This window comes from Ruminococcus sp., from assembly GCF_019423705.1.
In the GTDB taxonomy this organism is placed as follows: domain Bacteria; phylum Bacillota; class Clostridia; order Oscillospirales; family Ruminococcaceae; genus Hominimerdicola.
Genome location: NZ_JAHZAX010000012.1, coordinates 19,638 through 38,936, shown reverse-complemented (window position 1 = coordinate 38,936; position 19,299 = coordinate 19,638). Strand labels below are relative to the sequence as shown.

Genomic DNA, 19,299 nt, shown 5'->3' with positions numbered 1-19,299 from the left:
TAACGGGTGATAAAATGTTTGAAAAAGCTGAAATACTTATCGTTGACGATATGCCCGAGCACATCGCCTTTGCAGGGAGTATCCTGCGCAATGAGGGCTTTCGTGTCCTCGGTGCGACCAACGCACAGTCGGCGTTGAAGCTTATGGAAAAAAGCCAGCCTCACCTTATCCTCCTTGATATCAAAATGGAGGGTATGGACGGCTTGGAGCTTTGCAGGCAGATAAAATCCTCAGAGCAAACAATGGAGATACCCGTTATATTTATGACCTCCGAATCCGACCCAGCCGTAATAAAGCAGGGCTTTGAGCTTGGCTGCTGCGACTATGTTGTAAAGCCCTTCACAAAAGAAGAATTTCTCGCAAGGGTCAAAACTCACCTCGAGATATATCAGAAGCGCCGTGAGCTTGAGGCGGCAAACAACGAGCTGAGCCTGTTTTGCTCCGCCATATCTCACGATCTCCGTTCGCCGCTGAACGTTACCCAAATGCTGGCGGACACTCTGAAAAAAGAGATACTTTCTGGCAATACCGAGGACGCCCTCAAGATCGCCTCTATGATCGAAGGCAAGACCTCAAAGCTCATTACGATGATAGAGCGGCTGCTGAGCTTCTCAAAAATGTGCAGCATAGAGCCCGAGTATGAGATCCTCGATATGAACGCCCTTATCAGGGATATCTTCGACGAATGTAAATCCGCCGAGCCTCAGCGCAACATCACGCTGATCGAAGGCAGCCTGCCGCAGGTGCAGGGCGACGACGTTCTCGTGCGAATGCTAATAAAAAATCTTATGACCAATGCATTCAAATTTACCCGCTACAGGCAAAACGCAGTCATAACCGTGTCATCAGTCCCAAATGAAAATTTCGCTGTCATATCATTTAAGGATAACGGAGCAGGCTTTGATATGGCATACGCCGACAAGCTTTTCGGCGTGTTCCAGCGGCTCCACCTTGATGAAGAATACGAAGGCAGCGGCATAGGTCTTGCCACCGCCGACCGAATAATAAAACGCCACGGCGGCAGGATAGAAGCCCACGGCGAAGTCGACAAAGGCGCAGAGTTCGTGCTTTATTTTCCAAAATAAAATTCTTGCCCATAAAAGATCACCAAAGCTTTTTACAGCCTTGGCGATCTTTTTTATCTTGTACATTTGTTAAAACAATAAAATATAACCTGAAAACGTTTTCTTTAACTGCCAGCTTAACGAATCAATTTACAAATATGTTATACTTATTCTATAAAGAACACAAAAATGATCTGTTGCAGACAAAATAAAAAAAATCACGGAGGAGAAGGTTATGAACAGTAAGAAGATAATATCGTTATTGCTGTGCTGCGGATTGGCTTTTCAGTCAACGGCTTTCGGCGACCTGCTTTATAACGAAAGCAGCGCTATAAAAGCTTCCGCAGAGGAAAACAGCACCGAAGCAAGTTCAGCTTCACAAAATGCTGAACGCAAAAACGATCAGACAGATCAGCAAACAGCACAGTCTGCCGATGGCACACAAACAGCTGAGACAGAGGAAAAAACTCAGCACGCCTATGACCCTATCGCAGATATGGAAGCTCAGCAGGAATATCGTGACAGCACGGAGATCGTTCAGGGCAGAATACTTTTCTCGCTGATAGATTATCGTGCAGAGGGCGAAGAAGCGTCCTATCTTGACGATGAAAGCGATATCTGCGCCGAGTATGACCTCGAGGACGTTCAGTTCGTCCTTGACACAAAGGCAGAAAATACCGAAGCAAAGGACGGCAAGACCCCGTATAAAATGTTCTATGAAGCCACAACTTCTGAGGACGTCTGGGCGCTGGTGGATAAGCTTGAAGCTGACGACCATTCGTCACCGAAGCCTACCTCACCGATAAGGACGGCAACAGGATAGACAAGGTCAGCGGCGCTCAAACCGTTAAAATGCACGTCAAGTTCAATCGTGATATGGCTTCCGATATCCAGCCTATGGTAACATACGGCGGAAGCGAGCCTTATACTGATTTCGCAGTATCAGGCGATTGGGCGAACGCCCGTGAATGGGTCAGCGAGTTCAAGATCGACCCTTATATCGACTTGGGCACAATGTATATCCGTGTCAAGGGCGCAGCCGCAGCCGATGATAAATGGCTCGTCACAGGCACGGACTGGGGCAGATTTAAGTTCGAGATCACAAACAGCTCCGCTCAGTCAATGTCCCTCACAGGTGAAGGCCAGCTTGGCAAGAACGCCCTCAACTGGATGCAGGACGATTACGACACATTGGCAGGCTATAACATTTACAGATCAACAAACTATGACCCGTCCGCAAAGCCCGAAACTCAGTCATTCCAAAGAGTGAACAAGTCGGTGCTCAATGCCGATGAGCTGTCGTTCATTGATGAAAATGTTCAGCCTGGCACAAATTATTACTATTATTTCACAGTAGTCGATACCGACCTTAACGAGTCCAAAGCTTCAAATGTTGTAAGCTGCTGCCCGGCAGAGGGTGAACCACCGGTAATAAACCATACCCCTGTCACAGCCCTCGAACCTGATAAGGCGATATCTATCACAGCTGACATTACAGATAATGTAAAGGTGGCAGGCGCAGCGCTCTATTATAAGAGCAAGTCCGACGATAGCTGGAAGTCAGTCGATATGCGCAATACCACAGGCTCGACCTATAAAGCAACTATCGCCGCCTATGAAGTTTCCGACGAAGAGCTTTATTATTACATCACCGCCACCGACGGCGCAAACGCTGGCTTCTGCGGTACAGCAGACAAACCTAACGTGATAGCTCCGCATTATAACAAGGTCATTGATAAAGCTGTTCCAGCAACGTGTACATCATCTGGCAAAACGGAAGGCTCCCATTGTGCAGTATGTGGAAAGATTCTCAAGGCACAGACTGAGATCCCTGCAACTGGTCATAAGTATGGCGATTTTGTTGTCACAAAGCAGCCTACTTGCACAGCAAACGGAACAAAGACTAAAACCTGTAAATCTTGTGGAGACAAAATTACAGAGGCTATACCAGCAAAAGGTCATACTATCGTGATTGATAATGCAGTCGCAGCGACCTGCACGACCGCAGGTAGGACAGAAGGTTCACATTGTTCAGTCTGTGGAGCAATAACTCAAGAGCAAGTTGCGATCAAAGCCACAGGTCACAAATCCAGCGCTTGGATAACAGACAAAGCTGCAACCATCGGAGTTAAGGGCAAGAAGCACAAGGAGTGCACAGTTTGCAAAACAGTCCTTGAGACGGCAGATATACCAGCCATCACAGTCACAAAGCAGAGCGTTTCCAAGGCTAGCGTAACACTCTCGACTTCAACATACGCTTACGATGGCAAGGCAAAGCAGCCATCTGTTACAGTTAAGCTCAACGGCAAAACATTGAAAAAAGGCACAGACTATACAGTATCTTATAGCAACAACACCAAAGTCGGCACGGCAACTGTAAAGATCACCGCCAAGGGCAACTACACAGGCACTATCTCAAAGACGTTCAAGATCAAGAACAATTTTGCGAAATCAACAGTTTCTGGCATTGCAACAAAGACATACACGGGCAAGGCTCAGACACAGAAGATCACAGTCAAATTCAATGGCAAAACTTTGAAGAGCGGCACCGACTACACCTTGACCTACACAAACAACACCAAAGTCGGCACAGCCACAGTAAAGATCACAGCCAAAGGCAATTATACAGGCACGATCACAAGAACATTCAAGATCAATCCGCCTAAGACCAATATCTCAAGGGTAACTGCAAAGAGCAAAGCTCTTGTTATAAATTAGATCAAGAATAATGCCGCCACAGGCTATGAGATTCAGTATTGCACAAATTCATCTTTCAAGAGCCCTTCAAAGACAACGATCACAAATAAGAGCTCTATCACAAAAACGCTGTCGGGTCTGAAAGGCAATACAAAATACTATGTAAGAATGCGTACCTACACCACCGTGAACGGCACGAAGTATTACAGCGGCTGGTCTGCCACAAAGACCATAACAACTAAAAAATAACAAGCTAGATTTTTCCCCTTAAGATCAAATAGCAAAACATCATAAAAAGGACTGCCGTGAGCTTTCACAGCAGTCCTTTTAAGCTGTAGAAAAACGCCAAAATAACGGGCGAACGCTGTTCGCCCCTACATAAAAACAGCGTATTTACGCCAAATGTAGGGGAAAATTGTTGTTCGACAAGGCTCACAACAATTTGCGTCCTCGACGTCCCGCTTTTGTCGAACTTTTTCAACAAGCTTAGCAAGCGATCACATAAGATCACTTGCTTTTTTATATATCCTGCCTACCCCACCTTCAGCGCCGCCAACACCGAGAACATCTCCCCAGGGTCAATAACAATGCTTCCGCCGTACTTCTTTGCAATGCTCTCGATGATCGAAAGCCCCATTCCACGATCTTTGCCCTTGGTGGAAACAAACTTCTTTCCGCTCTGCTTAATGTTCTTGTCGTAGCTGTTCACGCTCTTGACGAAAAAATATCCCGAGTCCGTCCAGGAGGTTATGTTTATCTCTCCGCCACCTGCCGCCGTAACAGCCTCTACCGCATTGTCAAGCAAGTTTGAAAAAATACTGCAAAGATCAATGTCTCTTATGCCAATAGCCTCTTCGCACTTCACCGAAATGTCCATCTTCGCACCGATCTCGTCCGCCGATAGCTTTTTCGATACTATCACTGCATTGATAACAGGATTTCCGCAGTAGTATGGTATCTGCGTTGCCTTGAATTCCTCCAATGTCTGCGCAAAAAGCTCTCGTCCGTTGCTCACCGTGTCAGGACTGTTTATCACCATCGAAAGGGTCTGAAGCGTGTTGCTCATATCGTGCCTGTATTTGCGCAAAGAGTCAATTGACTCCGTCAGATTTTCATAGTATTCGTATTGCATCTTTTCAAGCTGCATCGCCTGATCTAAAGATAATTGAAGCTGCGCCTTTTGATGATTGTCGATTATGGACTTGATAAAGAAAAGGTCGGTTATCAGCCAAGCAACGCCCGTGAACGCCACAACTTTCAGTATGCTTATCTTGCTCTCAAATGTCGCAAGATTAATAAGGAACATACTGCATATGATAAGCTGCAACCCCAGCACTCCGCCGAATTGCCATATGGTCGTGTTTATCGCAATACCCGATAGCTTGTTCCATAAAAGTATTGCCGCAAACATAAATATCACAACGCTTATGGAAGAGAATAACCGCACCATCGGCGTGGGGACGTGTGTCGTCGCACTTTGCAAGTCCATTCCGTTAAGATAAAATACCATCGCACAAAACAGATCGCTCAGCACCATAGCACTTGTCAGCAACAAATAATATTTCAGCACCCTAGTCCAAGGGTCAGTAGTGAAAATGTACATCAGTGTGTAAAGCACTACCTGTGTCAGCACAAGCGTTATCATACTTGTATAGTACATCATATCAAAGTAAAGCTTTACAGTCAGCGTGACAAATATGCACAAACTGTATCCCATAAGCCCCTTCCAGGACTTCCATTTAGGCGTAAGCGATCTGTATACCGAGTAAGCAAATGGAGTGCAGGTCACCAGAGATATCAGCGAGTATATAAAAAATGTCAGCATTATATCCCTCCCTTGTATCTGAAAAAGCTCTCCATAAATTCCACCTTTTTCGTCCTGCCAAGAAACAGCGTCGCCCCATTCACAAGATCGACCTGCCCGTGTTTCTCATCAATGGTGTGAATGTAATCAGCATTCACAATGTAGCTCCTGTGGCATTGCAGGAACTCTTTTGGCAGATCGTCCGCTATCTCGGATATCTTGCCGTATATCTCCTTGACAGTTCCGTTACGAAGATAAAATATCAGCTTGCGCTTGAAGCTTTCAATGTAAAGTATCTCGCTGCATTTTATTTTAAGTTCCTGCTTGTTGCTGGAAAGACTTATGCACCGCTCATTGTCTTGACTGTCCTGCGTCATCATAAGGGAAAGTATCCGCCCCACAACAGCTTTGTCCACAGGCTTTGAAACATAGCCGTAAGGTCTCAAAGCCGACGACTGCATAAATATCGCCTGCGAATACTTGTCCGAAAATCCCGTCACAAATACTATCTTTATCTCAGGATAAAGTCTGCTGAGCATATCAGCGAACTCGATCCCGTTTTTGCCCTTGTCAAGCTCAATGTCAAGAAAGAAAGCGTCGCAGCTGCATTTTCCGCTGCTGAGCAGATTTTCCGCCTGCGAGTATGTGTCAAAGCACCTTATCTCCGGCTCGATCCCTCTGCCGGCGAAAAACGCCTCGATACAGTCCTTTAATTCCGTCACCGCCGCAATATTATCATCATATATGAAAATTGTCGGTCGCTTCATCACAATAATACCCCCTGCACAATATGGTATGATCCAAGTATTATTATACATTTATTTTGGATATAAGTCAATTAATGGGGTATTAATTGTGCATATTTTGGCGTATTATTTGTATTTTTGTATTTTTGCAAAAAGAGAATGATCGGCTGCTGCGAAAATGCACCAACCGATCTGCTCTTGATGATAAGGGGACTAATATAATAATGCAAGCGAAACTTGCCTTTTGGGTCGGTGTTATGAGTTCCGACCTTGTAATACAAGCATAGCAACTCCTACCGCAAAAGTCAACCAAAATGTAATGAATGTCGTCAAAATGTAACGAACGTCATCGAAACTGGGCGATTATGTAAATCTACACCATTGCACAGCAACTCCACCAACGAAAATATGAATAAAATGTTTTCGCCCTTTTCGTAAATTCACCCTTGAAATAGGTGATCATAATTGTCAGAATAGATAATATCATCAGGGAAGTCTTTGACCCCACTTGTGCATTTCGGAAAAAAATTGAGCCGAACTTCTCAGCAAACTTGACAAATCTCTACCTCGTGAGTATACTGTTTACAGCTTGAAAACATAAGCGATAGTTAGCTAGTTTTAACCGCTAATTAAAATCAAATAAATATGTAAAAAATCACGCATTTTCGCATAAAAAAATAGGGCATAACATTCTGTCATACAAAACACAAAGTATCGGGCGACCGCAGGTCGCCCCTACACGACAATTGCAAATGTAGGGGACGGCGTTCTCGACGTCCCCTTGGATGGCGTCCTCGACGTCCCACTACTTCGGATCATTTCAACAAGCATATATGCCTAAAAGCTAATCATAAAGTGACACTTGAGAATTTAAAGGATATAGATAAAATGAAACATATGAGAAAAATGATACTTTCTGCGGCTTTGTCAATGCTGATCTCAGCAACCTTTGCAGGCTGCTTGAACAATGTCGAAAGCTCCACAGCCCAGCACGAAGTTTCCAGCGAGCCCATCGCTGCAGACGAAAGCCGCTCCATCGACCTGTTCGCAATGGATACATATATGACCCTCACAGCATACGGCGAAAACGCCGAAAACGCACTTTCGCTTGCTGAGGATAAAATAAATGAACTTGATACGCTCCTTTCAACAGGCAATGCCGAAAGCGAGATTTACCAGCTCAACCAAAAAGGCTCCGCAACCCTCTCCGATACCTCTGTGCTTCTTTTGCAGCGCTCTTTCGAGATAAACGAATCCACGAACGGCGCTTTCGACCCTGCGGTCTATCCGCTTATGGAGCTTTGGGGCTTTACAACAAAGGACTATAAAGTCCCCACAGATGACGAGATAAAATCCACTCTGCCGCTGACAAGCCTCTCGAACGTGTCTCTCGATAGCACCACAAATGAAGTTAAATTCACGGTGGAAGGCACAAAAATAGATTTCGGCGGGATCGCCAAAGGCTATACCTCCGCACAAGTAATGGAGCTCTTCAAAGAACAGGGCGTAACAAGCGCAATGGTGAGCCTTGGCGGCAACGTCCAGCTTCTCGGCACAAAGCCCGACGGCTCAAATTGGCGTGTGGCAGTCCAAAACCCCGAAGCGGACGAAAACTACCTCGGCATAATCGAAGCCAGCGATAAAGCCATTATAACCTCAGGCGGCTATGAGCGCTATTTCGAGCAGGACGGCAAGGTCTACCACCATATCATCGACCCCCAAACAGGCTATCCCGCCGACAGCGACCTCAAGTCCGTCACCATAATAAGCCACGACGGTACTCTCGCCGATGGCTATTCCACATCGCTTTTTGTAATGGGCCTTGATAAGTCCATAGACTTTTGGCGTGAAAACAGCGACGATTTCGACGCCGTCCTCTATACCACCGACGGCAAAATTTACGTCACAGAAGGCATAAAAGACAGCTTCACCTCCGATTACGAATGGGAAGTAGTCAACAAGTAATAGACAAATTTATTTTGCCGAAATATCACATTATTATTGACATTTGATTAAGAAAGTGATACAACTATGTTGTTGGCTATAATTTGCCAAGGAAAAAATAGTAGGAGGAATGATTATGAAGAAAATTCTAGCAACGCTGCTTGCGGTGTCGCTGACCTTTGGCTCGGTGGCTTTGCCTGCGGCTGAAAGCGGCACATTTCTGAAAGGGGTAGCTATTTCGGCTAGTGCGGAAGAGGGTGACTTTAGGTACTACGAACTTGATGACGGAACTATCGAAATAAGCGGCTATAATGGCGAAAACGAAAACGTTACCATTCCAAGTGAAATTAACGGCAAAAAAGTTACAAGTATCAGTCAATATGCTTTTAGTTATTGCGAGAATCTTAAAAACGTAATAATACCAAATACTGTCACTAAAATTGTCAATGGTGCTTTTGATTATTGTTCCAGCCTTACTGATGTATATTACACAGGTTCGGTAGATGAATGGAATAATATACAAATTGATGAATTCAGCAATTCTAATCTGCTAGATGCCACCATTCATTACAACTACGCACCTCACACCCATTCATACACTTCGAAAATAACCAAACAGCCTACTTGCACAGCAGAGGGCGTAAAGACGTACACCTGCGAATGTGGTGACACCTACACCGAAACAATCCCAGCAACAGGTCACACAATGGTGTATGATCCAGGCGTTCCGGCAACTTGCACAGAAGATGGTCGCACCAGCAATACATATTGTTCCGTTTGTGGACTTGCGGAACATCCTGTAAAACTGATTCCAGCCACCGGCCACAAATCCAGCGATTGGATAATCGACAAAGCCGCAGCTATTGGCGTTAAGGGCAAGAAGCACAAGGAGTGCACAGTCTGCAAGACAGTCCTCGAAACTGCCGATATCCCAGCGCTCACAGTCACAAAGCAGAGCATTTCAAAAGCAAGCGTTTCGCTTTCGACGTCTACTTACGCATACGATGGCAAGGCAAAGAGACCGTCTGTTACAGTCAAGTATAACGGCAAAACTTTGAAAAAAGGTACGGATTATACTGTTTCATACAGTAATAACACCAAAGTCGGCACGGCAAAGGTAACTATCACAGGTAAGGGCAACTATACAGGCACGCTCACAAAGACATTCAGTATAAAGAATGACTTCACAAAGGCTTTCACAGGCAAGGCTCAAACACAGAAAATTACTGTTAAGTTTGGTGGCAAAACTTTGAAGAGCGGCACAGATTACACAGTTTCTTATTCCAACAACAAGAACGTCGGCACGGCGACCGTAAAGATCGCAGGCAAGGGAAATTACACCAAAACGATCACAAAGACATTCAAGATCAACCCTGCAAAGCAGGAGATCAAGAAGCTTTCCGCAAAGTCAAAGGGCTTCTCCGCAACTTGGGTAAAGAAGGGTTCAGCAACAGGCTATGAAGTTCAGTATTCAACAAATTCAAGCTTCAAGAACGCTTCCAAGACAACTATCACAAGCAAGAACACATCTTCAAAGACAGTTTCAAAGCTCAAGGCTAAGACAAATTATTATGTAAGAGTTCGCTCCTACACAACAGTTAAGGGCACAAAGTATTACGGCGCTTGGTCAACAGCAAAGACCGTAACAACAGGCAAATAAGCCTGTAAAGTTCAAGCTTTCTGCTAAACTTACATACAGAAAAACTGAGGCTTTTCCGTTATCGGATAGCCTCAGTTTGTTTTAATTGTAGGTCACAAATTTGGTGGCTACGTATTATTTTTATCACAATAGTAAGCAACTTGCAGAACTGCTATTTGTTCTTTTTATAATCTTTAGAAATGACTTTGTTAAAATATTGTGGGTCATACCAATAACATCCTTGACAAGTTTTTGTGTCTTCATTTCCAAGGATAAATCCCTGTGAATAGCCTAATGCTGTAGCATTATAACGTTTCCCGGTTTTGATACACTTATTACAATGCCCCCGTTTTGCATCATTGGCGGCTTTTGATAATGGCTGGAAATCGCTTTCTTTTTGTGTTGATTTATCTTGATTAGATAAAACGTCATAATGACCATCTTTATGGTCAACTTCAATTTGAGTGCCGACATCTAAAATGGCACATCGCTTTTTAGAAATACTATCAATAATTTCTTTCTTAATACAACGGTAACGTTTAATAGACTTGTTATTAGCACCATCTAATTTAATAGATGCCACCTTACCTCTTTTATGCTTTCTGATTATGACATACTTCTTACCAAGATAACTAGTATCAGATCTTGCCCATTGACACCCATTAGTGCTTTGAAAAGCAGGATGTATATTCTTTAATTCATCAATTGAGATTTCCTTTGAAAACCAAGAAGAAGCGTCATTTTCTTGTGGCTCCATTTCAGCATACACTTCAAACAACATACCTAATGTTTGAGGTGTTAATGCTTCATCTCGACAATTGTTCTTCACGTAATTAAGAATATCCTTGCGGCTATTTTCGGAGTCACTGATCATATCTTGAATTTTCCTATTAACATTGGTCATTGTTACCGCTCCTTCCGTTAAAACCTTGTTTGGTAAAACGCATAAGAGATTTGTCATAATACTCTTTTGAAAGTTCACATCCAATAAAATTACGATTTGTATTGTAAGCTGCAACTGCTGTTGTGCCAGAGCCTGAGAAGCAATCGCATACCAAATCTCCTTCATTTGAATGTTTAATGATCAAATCTTCAATAAGAGCCAAAGGTTTCTGCGTTGGATGAAATCTGCCCTTATCATGGCAAATTGGATAACGATAAATACCATTGTCGTATTCAGAATGGAATGTAGGTTTGCCGCACTTGACACCAACTAACGCAATTTCCCGTGAATTGGTGAGATAGTTAGTTTTACTATTAAGTGGCACGGGATTAGTTTTTAACCACTCAATATAACGCAGTTGTTTGAATTTTGCATTATCAAAGTATTCTTTAAGAGTTGTAATTTTCCAAAGATCGTAAAAGCAAATAAGAGTTCCACCTTTTTTTAAAACTCTGTAACATTCTTTAATTACGCCTGCTAAATTATTGAAACCATAATCCCAATCGCCAAAATCCATAAGAACCCTAAATCTGTCGGTGTCCCTGCCTGTTTCCTCACCGGACGCAAAATTTGTATCTCTGGAAACTTCGTAAGGCGGATCAATCAAAATGAGGGAAATAGAATTATTCTTTAATGATGCTAAAAATTCAAAGCAACTTTCATTAGATAATTTAATTGACAAATTAGGCTTGATTCTTTGATTGCTTCTAATATATTCGCTTTTTGCCATATTTTATTAACCGCCCTCCTGCTAGTCTTTTTCCTGTTCTTATTATACAATATATATTGTTATTTTTCAATACTATAGTGACAATTTATAGATAACCATATATCATTTTCTCATGAATGAAATTAATTTGATGAAGTAGATTTGTATTTTCTGTGCATAGCGCGAGAAGTAGTAAACGCCGCCAAAAGCACAAGCGTCAAAAGCACCACAGCCACCGCCATCCAGAAGCACAGCACAGGCAAGCTCCTGTCCGAGAATGTGTCGTAATAGCCTTTGAGATAGATAAACGCTATCAGCGCAGGCACAGCGTAGGTCATATAAGTGCGAATGGAGTTCGGAATGTGCCTGCCCTCGCCCATGTTGGCTTCTGCAATGAAATTTTCCCAGCCCCAGCCGTTTTTCTTAACGCAGAACAGCACACACACCAGCGAACCCAGCGGCAGGATATTCGATGAAACAAGAAAGTCCTCAAAGTCCATGATCGTCGTGCCGCCGCCCAATGGGTGTATGCCCGAAAGGCTCGAGAACCCGAACACAGCAGGTATAGTCAGCACAAAGATAAGCACAAGGTTCATAAGCAGCGACTTTTTTCTGCTCCAGTTCCAAAGCTCAACGCTCATCGTGATGATATTTTCAAACACGGCTATAACAGTGGACAAAGCGGCGAAGGACATAAAAATGAAAAATCCTGCGCCCCATATTCTGCTGTTTGCCATATTATGAAAAACATTCGGCAACGTGATAAAAAGCAGCGAAGGCCCAGAGTCAGGCTCGATACCATAAGCAAAGCAGGCAGGAATAATGATAAGCCCGGCCACAATGGCAACCGCCGTGTCCAGCACGATAACGCTCACCGACTCGCCAATAAGCGTGCGGTCTTTTTTGAGATAGCTTCCGAATATCTCCATCGTGCCCATACCGATACTCAGCGTGAAAAACGCCTGCGTCATCGCCGCAAACAGCACCGATGTGAATCCCTTTTCAAAAAGCTTGTCAAAATCAGGCACAAGAAGGAATTTAAGCCCCTCGCCAGCCCCCTTGAGCCGAATGGAATTGACCGCCAGCACAAGCATAAGCGCCATAAGAAGTATCATCATAACTTTGGTTACCTTCTCGATACCGTTTTGCAGTCCAAGAGCGCAAACGCCGATACAAAGGGCTATTACGGCTGCGGCGAACACCAGCATAAGCCAGGGCGATTGCTGCATATTGGCAAAAGCCTCAGCCGTCGCCTGAGTGCTCGACCCGTCGATGGACCCCGTGATATACTTGAAAGCGTAATACAACATCCACCCCGTCACCATCGTGTAGAACATCATCAAAAGGTAATTTCCTGCAATGCTGGTGTACTTTGTCATATGAAAGCGGCTTCCGGGCTTTTCAAGCTTGTTGAACGCCTGAGAAAGGCTTCGCTTGCTTCCACGTCCGATAGCGAACTCGCAGATGAGTATAGGCAGCCCCAACAGCACAAGGCAGATGAGATAAAGTATCAGAAAAGCACCGCCGCCGTTTTGACCGCACACATACGGAAATTTCCAAACATTTCCCAGCCCGATAGCGCACCCAGCCGAGACTAATATAAATCCGAGCCGAGACTGAAAAGTGGCTCTGTTCTTACTTGATTTTTCCATTATAATTTGTATCTCTCCTGTTTTATTCTTTAAAGCGCCGAAACGCAATGCAATAACTATTATATAATAAAATTATACTTTTGTCAAATGTAGGGGAAAATTGTTGTTCGGCAAAGCTCACAACAATTTGCGTCCTCGACAGCCCACTTCTTGTTTGATATGTTTTAAAACAAAAGCGTGTCAAACCCTTGACATACTACAAATTATGTTATATAATAAAAATAGAGAAAAGGCAGATCGTATAGACGGTTGCCTCAAGAATTGTATTATAAAAATAACCGCAACTTTTGGCGAAGGGCGGTTATTTTTTTATGTTTTTAATCAACTCTGTAAGAGCAATTATCAACACGATAGTTAAGACGAAGTAAACTAAGTCCATTCTATCACCTCCGTTTCCATATCCTATTTTGCTTGATCTTGCGACCGCAATATTCAGACTATGTACGTTTGGAGGACAACCGCCTACCGTATAGACCTACCTTTTCCGACATAGATTATAGCATAAATATAAGATTTTGTCAAATGCAGAGTGCAAAAAAGGAGCTAACAAATGCTTCATTCTGCCGGGCTACAATTGCCCCTAGAGAACACATTCATCAGTTCCTAGTAATAGTATAGCGTATCCGGCAGAAAATGTCAAGACCGCTGCTTGACATTTTACATAAAAACGAGTATAATAGTACCAGCAACAGAAATCTGTTGAGCAGGCAGCAAAAACTGTCGAACGGCCTGACGAAACTTGATAGTCGTAGCAGACCGTCAAGCGATGAAGTGCGTGCTTATTCGGGTGAGTACATCACGGAGCTTAGTTGAAGGTTGCATATCAGCCTTGACCCGAATAGACTTTTAGTCGAAAACAAAATGTGACTGATAAGACCTACGCCTCTGCGCAGGTCTTTTTTAGTGCCAAAAAGGTTGACATTTAAAGCAAGATAAGCTATAATATTACCGAGAGAAGTTATCCGTAGCTTTTCTTAGTGCGGCTGACACTTGAGGGACACATTAGAAATTAATGGCGTGTATCCGAAACTCCGAAGCTCACCGCTGCTTGAAAGTATAGTATGCACCAAACAAAAAGCCAAAGCTCTTTGTTAAAAGTTGGTCGACCGGAGCGACTATAAAGATCAGCCGGTATGAAAATAAAAGCGGCAGCCTGACTGCTCGCTTGTGTATAGTAAACCAAAAAGGCGATAAACTGTATCACACAGTCTATCGCCTTTTATTTTGCTCTACAAGCCACAAATTATCAAATTTATCAGTAGAAAAATCCCAAAGCCGTGTCGCCAAGCCAGTCGCCAATGCTTTCAAATAGATCAGCCGCCGCACTACTCAAATAGAACATCATACTGAACGCCATAGAAATCAGCCATAAAAAGCCTATCAAAACACCGCCCTGCAACCCCGTCAGCGAACCATTCTGAATGTTTTTCACAAGCACGATAGTTCCGCCGATAGCGATAAGCACGAATGCGCTGCCGATTATGTATTGCAAAGCGACCAGCACCTCAGAAATAAAATTCAGTATAAAAGCAAGTAAGTATAACAAGCCTTTGAGCACAAAAGCGACTATCAGAAAAACCAATTTGAACGGCAATAAAAGTATCGACATAACATTTCCCCCACATAAACGCCATAAAGACGGACTTCTTCATAACTTTTCCACAAATATTTTATCATAAAAATCGACCCAAGTCAATCACCAAATAGAAATTTTTGCCGACAATCGGGTGCGCAATTTATTCATAGATCCCTGTGCAACCCCACCAATTTCAAACACATCAATTTGTGCAAACAAATGAAAAATAATTTAATTTGGCAACATTCGAGCAATAGTTGCATTTTTTATGCAACTTTCAAGGCATTTTTCGGGATAAGTAGAAAGACATTTGTAGAGTGGCAAGGGAAACGAGGGCAGCACCAAACAAAGATTGTGCGTAAGATGCGCCGTCAGATTTTTCGTCAGATAGTGCAGAAATTCCGCAGGCATACTTTATGTATGTCAAGGGATTTATGTGCTATATGACGGAAAATCTGTAAGCAGATTACGTGCAAAGCCGCTAGGCGGTCTTTGTTTGGGGCTGCCCTGTGGACTGAGGTCTTAGGAAACTCGACGTGATAGTTTTGGCTGGCGCATCTAAGGACTTGCACCCAAATGTTGAGAACGGATAATGGGGGTAAAGAGTACGTAACCAAGGGCTTTAACTGCATTTGATATTCTCCACCCAGCAACTTGAAAATTGAATAACATATGGTAGGAGCGCACAGCGTGCGCCCGTGGGTATAATATGTTCTGTTTGCAACACATCAAACGGACTTTGTATGGTTTAATCCTTTGTGCGGTTTAACGTCTGTCCAGCCCTATGCGAATTAAAAATAGCGAATAAAAAAGACTTGACAAAGTGGTTTTTCGGTTGTATAATATAACTGTACTACAAGAGATAATACAGTTAGTACAGCAAGGACAAATGAAACGAAACAACAAAACAACCAAACAGGAAGGAGGTTTTGAGGTGATAACCCTTGATCTGACGGGAAGAGCGCCGATCTATGAGCAGATATGCGATCAAATAAGCAGCCTTATTTCAAAAGGCGTGCTGAAAGAAAATGACAAATTGCCAAGCTCACGAATGTTGGCGAAAGAGCTTGGGCTAAACCCGAATACCGTGGCAAAAGCCTATGGCAGGCTTGAGCACGACGAGATAATCTATTCGGTGGCCGGCAAGGGCTGCTTTGTGGCACGGCAAAAGGGCTCGATAGAGAAAAAATTGCTCGATGAATTTTGTGCCCGTGCAAAGGCTGCGCTGGCAGCAGGAATAAGCCTTGAAACGCTTTCCGAACGGCTTGAAATGCTGGCGGAACAGGAGAAACGGGAGAGGAGTGGGGAAAATGATAAAAATAACTGATCTGCGGCTGACATTTGAAGGAAGAAAGTCAAAGTCGGAAGCGCTGAAAGGCATCGACCTTGAAATACCCGAGGGAACGATATTCGGCTTTATCGGCTCGAACGGCGCAGGAAAATCAACGCTTATGCGAACGGTGTGCGGAATTTATCGCCCCGATAGCGGCAGCGTTACCATCGACGGACGGGAAGTCTATGACGACCCCAAAGCGAAAGAGCAGATTTTTTTCGTCAGCGACGATACAGCGCAGTTTGCAGGGTTTACCCTTAAAGAGATAGAACGCTTTTACAAATCCTGCTATAAAAATTTTTCTGAGGAGACCTTTGAAAGCCTTACAAAAAGGCTGGAATTGCCCGAAGATCAGCGGCTTGCGCAGTTTTCAAAGGGTATGAAACGGCAGGCAATAGCTTGTGCTGCCCTCGCCTGCAATACAAAATATGTGCTGTTGGACGAAGCTTTCGACGGCCTTGACCCTGCAATGAGAAAGCTCATAAGGCAAATGGTCGTGGATAACATTTTCGACCGTGGGGCGACTATAATAGTTTCCTCACACAATATCACGGAAATAGGCGAAATTTGCGATAGAGCAATGCTCCTCCATAAAGGCGAAGTGGTGTTTTCAAGCGACGTTGACGATGTGAGAGAGCACTTTGAAAAGGTGCAAATAGCCCCTGCAACAGGCGAATATTCCCGTTCACAGCTTGAGCAAACAGGGGTCGATGTGCGAAATTTCAAGACCGTTGGCAAAGTCGCAACGGCGATCGTGAAGGGCGAAAAAGAGGATATAACTTCAAAGCTTTCCACCCTTTCGCCAGTCCTGCTGGAGCTTGTGCCGATGACCCTTGAGGAGATTTTCATTTACGAAATGGAGGTGCGTGGTTATGCGGTCGGCGACAATGAATAGGGTTCGAGAGGCCTCACGGCGAGAGTTTAGTGTGAACAAGCGGCTGTTCCTTTTTACCAATATCGTCCTTTTCGGCGGAGCGATAATAATGCTTCTTGTGACAAATATGCTTGGCAAGCCAAAGGCTGATTATTACAACTTTGCTTATTATTTTCAAAACTTCACCGAATATGACCGAGGACCGACCTATATATGGTCGTTTTTGGTGGCGATATGCGGCGTTGTTGCGGTTCTGTCGCTGTTCAAAGAGCTTTACAGCAAAAATAATGCCGATCTGATCTTTTCGCTGCCATACAGCGCAAAGGAGCGCTTTTTCTCCAAACTTGCGGCGCTTTTCAAACTGCATATCCTGCCTGTGATATTTTGGAATATCCTGTTTGTTATCGGCATATTGTTGTTCGGCAGATTTACATTTTCTTACGGCTTGAAGTACGGCGTTATGTACGCCCTGTCGTTCATCGCCCTTGTGATGTGCGTTGATCTTGTCGTAATGTTCTGCGTAGTATGCTGCGGAACGCTGTTTGAAACGATCTACACAGCGTTGATGATCGGTGCTGTTCAACTCATATTGCCGCAGCTTTTTTACTATGCGATGATAAGGCCGTTCTACATTAATTACAGCGTTCGGCTGGACGAATTTTTCAGCAAGATACCTGCCTGGTCGATAGGAGCCATAGATTTCAGCAGCTATGATTTTTCTGCAGACTATATCCTGCCGCTGTGCGTGAGCATTTTTGTGTCGGCAATAGGAATGGCGCTGACCTACTTCCTTTATAAAAGGCGTGACGGCAGAGCAACAGGCAAACCGATCGTGTTCAAAGGCTTTTTTGAGCTTGTGATGTTCCTAGGCGTATTTTCAGCGCTGCTGTTGATAATCTCCAATACGGAAAACATTGGCTTTGTGGTGGCTATCCTGCTTATCTATCTCTTCGTGCGTTTCATTTCTGCAAGGGGAGTTGTTGATGTAAAAAAGGTGCTGAAATGGCTTGCAGCCTTTGTCGGTTACTGCGCTGCGGTGCTGGTGATATCTGTGGCATCATATTTCAACGACGGCTTCAACGGTATGCCCGATAGGTCGGTGATAGGCGAGTATAACAAAGCTATCATAGTGATTTCCGACAATGACAGCCAATATTTCTTCCATTCAAAGGCAAATGGTGAGCCATACACAAAGCAGCAGGCTGAGACTATCTTAGACATTTACACAACTGCCGCTGACCAGCGTAAAAAGAACCTTGGCGATTATTTCAAACTGTTAAAAAACAACTATCGCTCCGACAAAGGCGCAGACCTTGTGCTGTGGTGCGGAAGCTCTCCCGACCGTTTATCGAACACCGAGGCAGATGGTATGTACAGCATTGGCATAAGAGTTGACGCCGATCATTTTGATGAAATGCTGACGAAGCTGAAAAATTGTGATTTTTTAGAGCAGAGTGATATCCTTGATGATGATATCGGAGAGGAATGAAGACTATAGATAAGGAACATAGTTAAGAATGTTTCATTAATTTCTTTTAACACGTATTGACATTATACGTATAGTATGCTATACTATATATGTAATGCGGTGTCGGGAATGACGTTTAAAGAAATGGAGAAAATACTGAAAGAGGACGGCTGGTTTTTTGAGGGTGCGAGAGGTTCGCATTTTAAATACAAGCACCCGATAAAAAAGGGAATAGTTATAGTGCCTAATCACAAGGGCGATATCCCTAAAGGAACAGCAAACTCTATTTTGAAACAGGCTGGGCTGAGATAGGCTCTGCTTATCAAAGAAAGGTGGTATTTGTATGTTAACTATGTATCCTGCTTGCTTTTATAAAGAAAAGGAAGGCGGCTATTCTGTAATATTTCCTGTGCTGGGAATAGCGACTTGCGGCAATGATCTTAACGAGGCAATGAATATGGCTATCGACTGTCTTGCTGGTTATATTTATGACTTGAAAATAAATAAAGAACCTGTTCCTGCTCCTCCTGCGCTGGAAAGTATAGACGTAAATGCAGAATATGATGAATATGAAAGTGCATTTGTAAATATGGTCGCCGTAGATGTTGATGAATATGCTAAAAAGCACTTTGAGAGATCGGTAAAAAAGACATTGACGATCCCGTCTTGGCTTAATGATCTTGCGATCGAAAATGGTGTTAATTTTTCGCAGGTTTTGCAAAATGCCTTGAAAAATCAGCTTCACGTGAACTGAACAGAAAAATAAAACCAGCCCCGTTCCGTAAGGTTCGGGGCTGATCGTTTGTTTGTATATTGCATATTTATCCCTCCTGCGGTTTTATTTTGTTCA

The 19,299-nt window shown here is 43.7% G+C and carries 17 protein-coding genes; 11 read left to right on the top strand and 6 right to left on the bottom strand.

The genetic code is table 11. The annotated features are described in order from the left end of the window. Nucleotides 1-14: 14 nt before the first annotated feature. From QZ371_RS10235 to QZ371_RS11610, 4 genes are all read left to right on the top strand, one after another. Nucleotides 15-1,085, top strand: a complete 1,071-nt coding sequence (locus QZ371_RS10235) for a response regulator (protein ID WP_295212151.1) — start codon at nucleotides 15-17, stop codon at nucleotides 1,083-1,085. Between the two features lie 214 nt (nucleotides 1,086-1,299). Next, a complete protein-coding gene (locus QZ371_RS10230) occupies nucleotides 1,300-1,887 on the top strand; it encodes a hypothetical protein (RefSeq protein ID WP_295212148.1) in 588 nt (195 codons plus the stop codon). Between the two features lie 29 nt (nucleotides 1,888-1,916). Continuing rightward, nucleotides 1,917-3,782 (top strand): hypothetical protein, encoded by a 1,866-nt coding sequence (locus QZ371_RS10225; protein WP_295212147.1) that lies wholly within the window; start codon nucleotides 1,917-1,919, stop codon nucleotides 3,780-3,782. Further along, a complete protein-coding gene (locus QZ371_RS11610) occupies nucleotides 3,783-4,010 on the top strand; it encodes a fibronectin type III domain-containing protein (RefSeq protein WP_366558734.1) in 228 nt (75 codons plus the stop codon). A 283-nt stretch (nucleotides 4,011-4,293) separates the two neighbouring features. Here QZ371_RS11610 and QZ371_RS10220 read toward each other — a convergent pair whose 3' ends face one another. Together QZ371_RS10220 and QZ371_RS10215 are read right to left on the bottom strand one after the other, a co-directional pair. Next, nucleotides 4,294-5,586: a sensor histidine kinase gene (locus QZ371_RS10220; RefSeq protein WP_295212146.1), complete on the bottom strand. Its 1,293-nt coding sequence runs from the start codon at nucleotides 5,584-5,586 to the stop codon at nucleotides 4,294-4,296. Beyond that, nucleotides 5,586-6,332 carry a LytTR family DNA-binding domain-containing protein gene (locus QZ371_RS10215; RefSeq protein WP_295212145.1) on the bottom strand — a complete coding sequence of 249 codons (747 nt, stop codon included), beginning with the start codon at nucleotides 6,330-6,332 and terminating at the stop codon, nucleotides 5,586-5,588. The genes QZ371_RS10220 and QZ371_RS10215 overlap by 1 nt, the downstream gene beginning before the upstream one ends. 867 nt (nucleotides 6,333-7,199) lie before the next feature. Between QZ371_RS10215 and QZ371_RS10210 the strand changes: the two genes are divergently transcribed. Both QZ371_RS10210 and QZ371_RS10205 read left to right on the top strand, forming a co-directional pair. After that, nucleotides 7,200-8,276, top strand: a complete 1,077-nt coding sequence (locus QZ371_RS10210) for an FAD:protein FMN transferase (RefSeq protein WP_295212143.1) — start codon at nucleotides 7,200-7,202, stop codon at nucleotides 8,274-8,276. Nucleotides 8,277-8,391: 115 nt separating this feature from the next. Next, nucleotides 8,392-9,915: a fibronectin type III domain-containing protein gene (locus tag QZ371_RS10205; protein ID WP_295212142.1), complete on the top strand. Its 1,524-nt coding sequence runs from the start codon at nucleotides 8,392-8,394 to the stop codon at nucleotides 9,913-9,915. A gap of 151 nt (nucleotides 9,916-10,066) precedes the next feature. Here QZ371_RS10205 and QZ371_RS10200 read toward each other — a convergent pair whose 3' ends face one another. The 4 genes from QZ371_RS10200 to QZ371_RS10185 form a co-directional block, all read right to left on the bottom strand. After that, nucleotides 10,067-10,798, bottom strand: a complete 732-nt coding sequence (locus tag QZ371_RS10200; protein ID WP_295212141.1) for a hypothetical protein — start codon at nucleotides 10,796-10,798, stop codon at nucleotides 10,067-10,069. Beyond that, nucleotides 10,785-11,567 carry a site-specific DNA-methyltransferase gene (locus tag QZ371_RS10195; protein WP_295212140.1) on the bottom strand — a complete coding sequence of 261 codons (783 nt, stop codon included), beginning with the start codon at nucleotides 11,565-11,567 and terminating at the stop codon, nucleotides 10,785-10,787. The genes QZ371_RS10200 and QZ371_RS10195 overlap by 14 nt, the downstream gene beginning before the upstream one ends. Before the next feature lie 122 nt (nucleotides 11,568-11,689). After that, nucleotides 11,690-13,198, bottom strand: a complete 1,509-nt coding sequence (locus QZ371_RS10190; RefSeq protein WP_295212139.1) for a sodium-dependent transporter — start codon at nucleotides 13,196-13,198, stop codon at nucleotides 11,690-11,692. Nucleotides 13,199-14,453: 1,255 nt separating this feature from the next. Further along, nucleotides 14,454-14,807 carry a hypothetical protein gene (locus tag QZ371_RS10185; protein ID WP_295212138.1) on the bottom strand — a complete coding sequence of 118 codons (354 nt, stop codon included), beginning with the start codon at nucleotides 14,805-14,807 and terminating at the stop codon, nucleotides 14,454-14,456. A gap of 901 nt (nucleotides 14,808-15,708) precedes the next feature. Here QZ371_RS10185 and QZ371_RS10180 point away from each other — a divergent pair. From QZ371_RS10180 to QZ371_RS10160, 5 genes are all read left to right on the top strand, one after another. Further along, entirely contained in the window at nucleotides 15,709-16,101 is a 393-nt protein-coding gene (locus QZ371_RS10180; protein WP_295212137.1) for a GntR family transcriptional regulator, read from the top strand. Continuing rightward, nucleotides 16,085-17,002, top strand: coding sequence for an ABC transporter ATP-binding protein (locus QZ371_RS10175; protein ID WP_295212135.1), 918 nt, complete (start codon nucleotides 16,085-16,087; stop codon nucleotides 17,000-17,002). The genes QZ371_RS10180 and QZ371_RS10175 overlap by 17 nt, the downstream gene beginning before the upstream one ends. Beyond that, entirely contained in the window at nucleotides 16,980-18,470 is a 1,491-nt protein-coding gene (locus tag QZ371_RS10170) for a hypothetical protein (protein WP_295212134.1), read from the top strand. The genes QZ371_RS10175 and QZ371_RS10170 overlap by 23 nt, the downstream gene beginning before the upstream one ends. A gap of 108 nt (nucleotides 18,471-18,578) precedes the next feature. Beyond that, a complete protein-coding gene (locus tag QZ371_RS10165; protein WP_295212132.1) occupies nucleotides 18,579-18,761 on the top strand; it encodes a type II toxin-antitoxin system HicA family toxin in 183 nt (60 codons plus the stop codon). 31 nt (nucleotides 18,762-18,792) lie between these two features. Continuing rightward, entirely contained in the window at nucleotides 18,793-19,203 is a 411-nt protein-coding gene (locus QZ371_RS10160; RefSeq protein ID WP_295212131.1) for a type II toxin-antitoxin system HicB family antitoxin, read from the top strand. Nucleotides 19,204-19,299: the final 96 nt, after the last annotated feature.

Coding starts and splice junctions, on each gene's coding strand:
- QZ371_RS10170 (WP_295212134.1), top strand. CDS start 16,980: ATGCGGTCGGCGACAATGAATAGGGTTCGAGAGGCCTCACGGCGAGAG.
- QZ371_RS10220 (WP_295212146.1), bottom strand. CDS start 5,586: ATGCTGACATTTTTTATATACTCGCTGATATCTCTGGTGACCTGCACT.
- QZ371_RS10205 (WP_295212142.1), top strand. CDS start 8,392: ATGAAGAAAATTCTAGCAACGCTGCTTGCGGTGTCGCTGACCTTTGGC.
- QZ371_RS10160 (WP_295212131.1), top strand. CDS start 18,793: ATGTTAACTATGTATCCTGCTTGCTTTTATAAAGAAAAGGAAGGCGGC.
- QZ371_RS10165 (WP_295212132.1), top strand. CDS start 18,579: ATGACGTTTAAAGAAATGGAGAAAATACTGAAAGAGGACGGCTGGTTT.
- QZ371_RS10185 (WP_295212138.1), bottom strand. CDS start 14,807: ATGTCGATACTTTTATTGCCGTTCAAATTGGTTTTTCTGATAGTCGCT.
- QZ371_RS10175 (WP_295212135.1), top strand. CDS start 16,085: ATGATAAAAATAACTGATCTGCGGCTGACATTTGAAGGAAGAAAGTCA.
- QZ371_RS10190 (WP_295212139.1), bottom strand. CDS start 13,198: ATGGAAAAATCAAGTAAGAACAGAGCCACTTTTCAGTCTCGGCTCGGA.
- QZ371_RS10230 (WP_295212148.1), top strand. CDS start 1,300: ATGAACAGTAAGAAGATAATATCGTTATTGCTGTGCTGCGGATTGGCT.
- QZ371_RS10210 (WP_295212143.1), top strand. CDS start 7,200: ATGAAACATATGAGAAAAATGATACTTTCTGCGGCTTTGTCAATGCTG.
- QZ371_RS10200 (WP_295212141.1), bottom strand. CDS start 10,798: ATGACCAATGTTAATAGGAAAATTCAAGATATGATCAGTGACTCCGAA.
- QZ371_RS10215 (WP_295212145.1), bottom strand. CDS start 6,332: ATGAAGCGACCGACAATTTTCATATATGATGATAATATTGCGGCGGTG.
- QZ371_RS10235 (WP_295212151.1), top strand. CDS start 15: ATGTTTGAAAAAGCTGAAATACTTATCGTTGACGATATGCCCGAGCAC.
- QZ371_RS10195 (WP_295212140.1), bottom strand. CDS start 11,567: ATGGCAAAAAGCGAATATATTAGAAGCAATCAAAGAATCAAGCCTAAT.
- QZ371_RS10225 (WP_295212147.1), top strand. CDS start 1,917: ATGCACGTCAAGTTCAATCGTGATATGGCTTCCGATATCCAGCCTATG.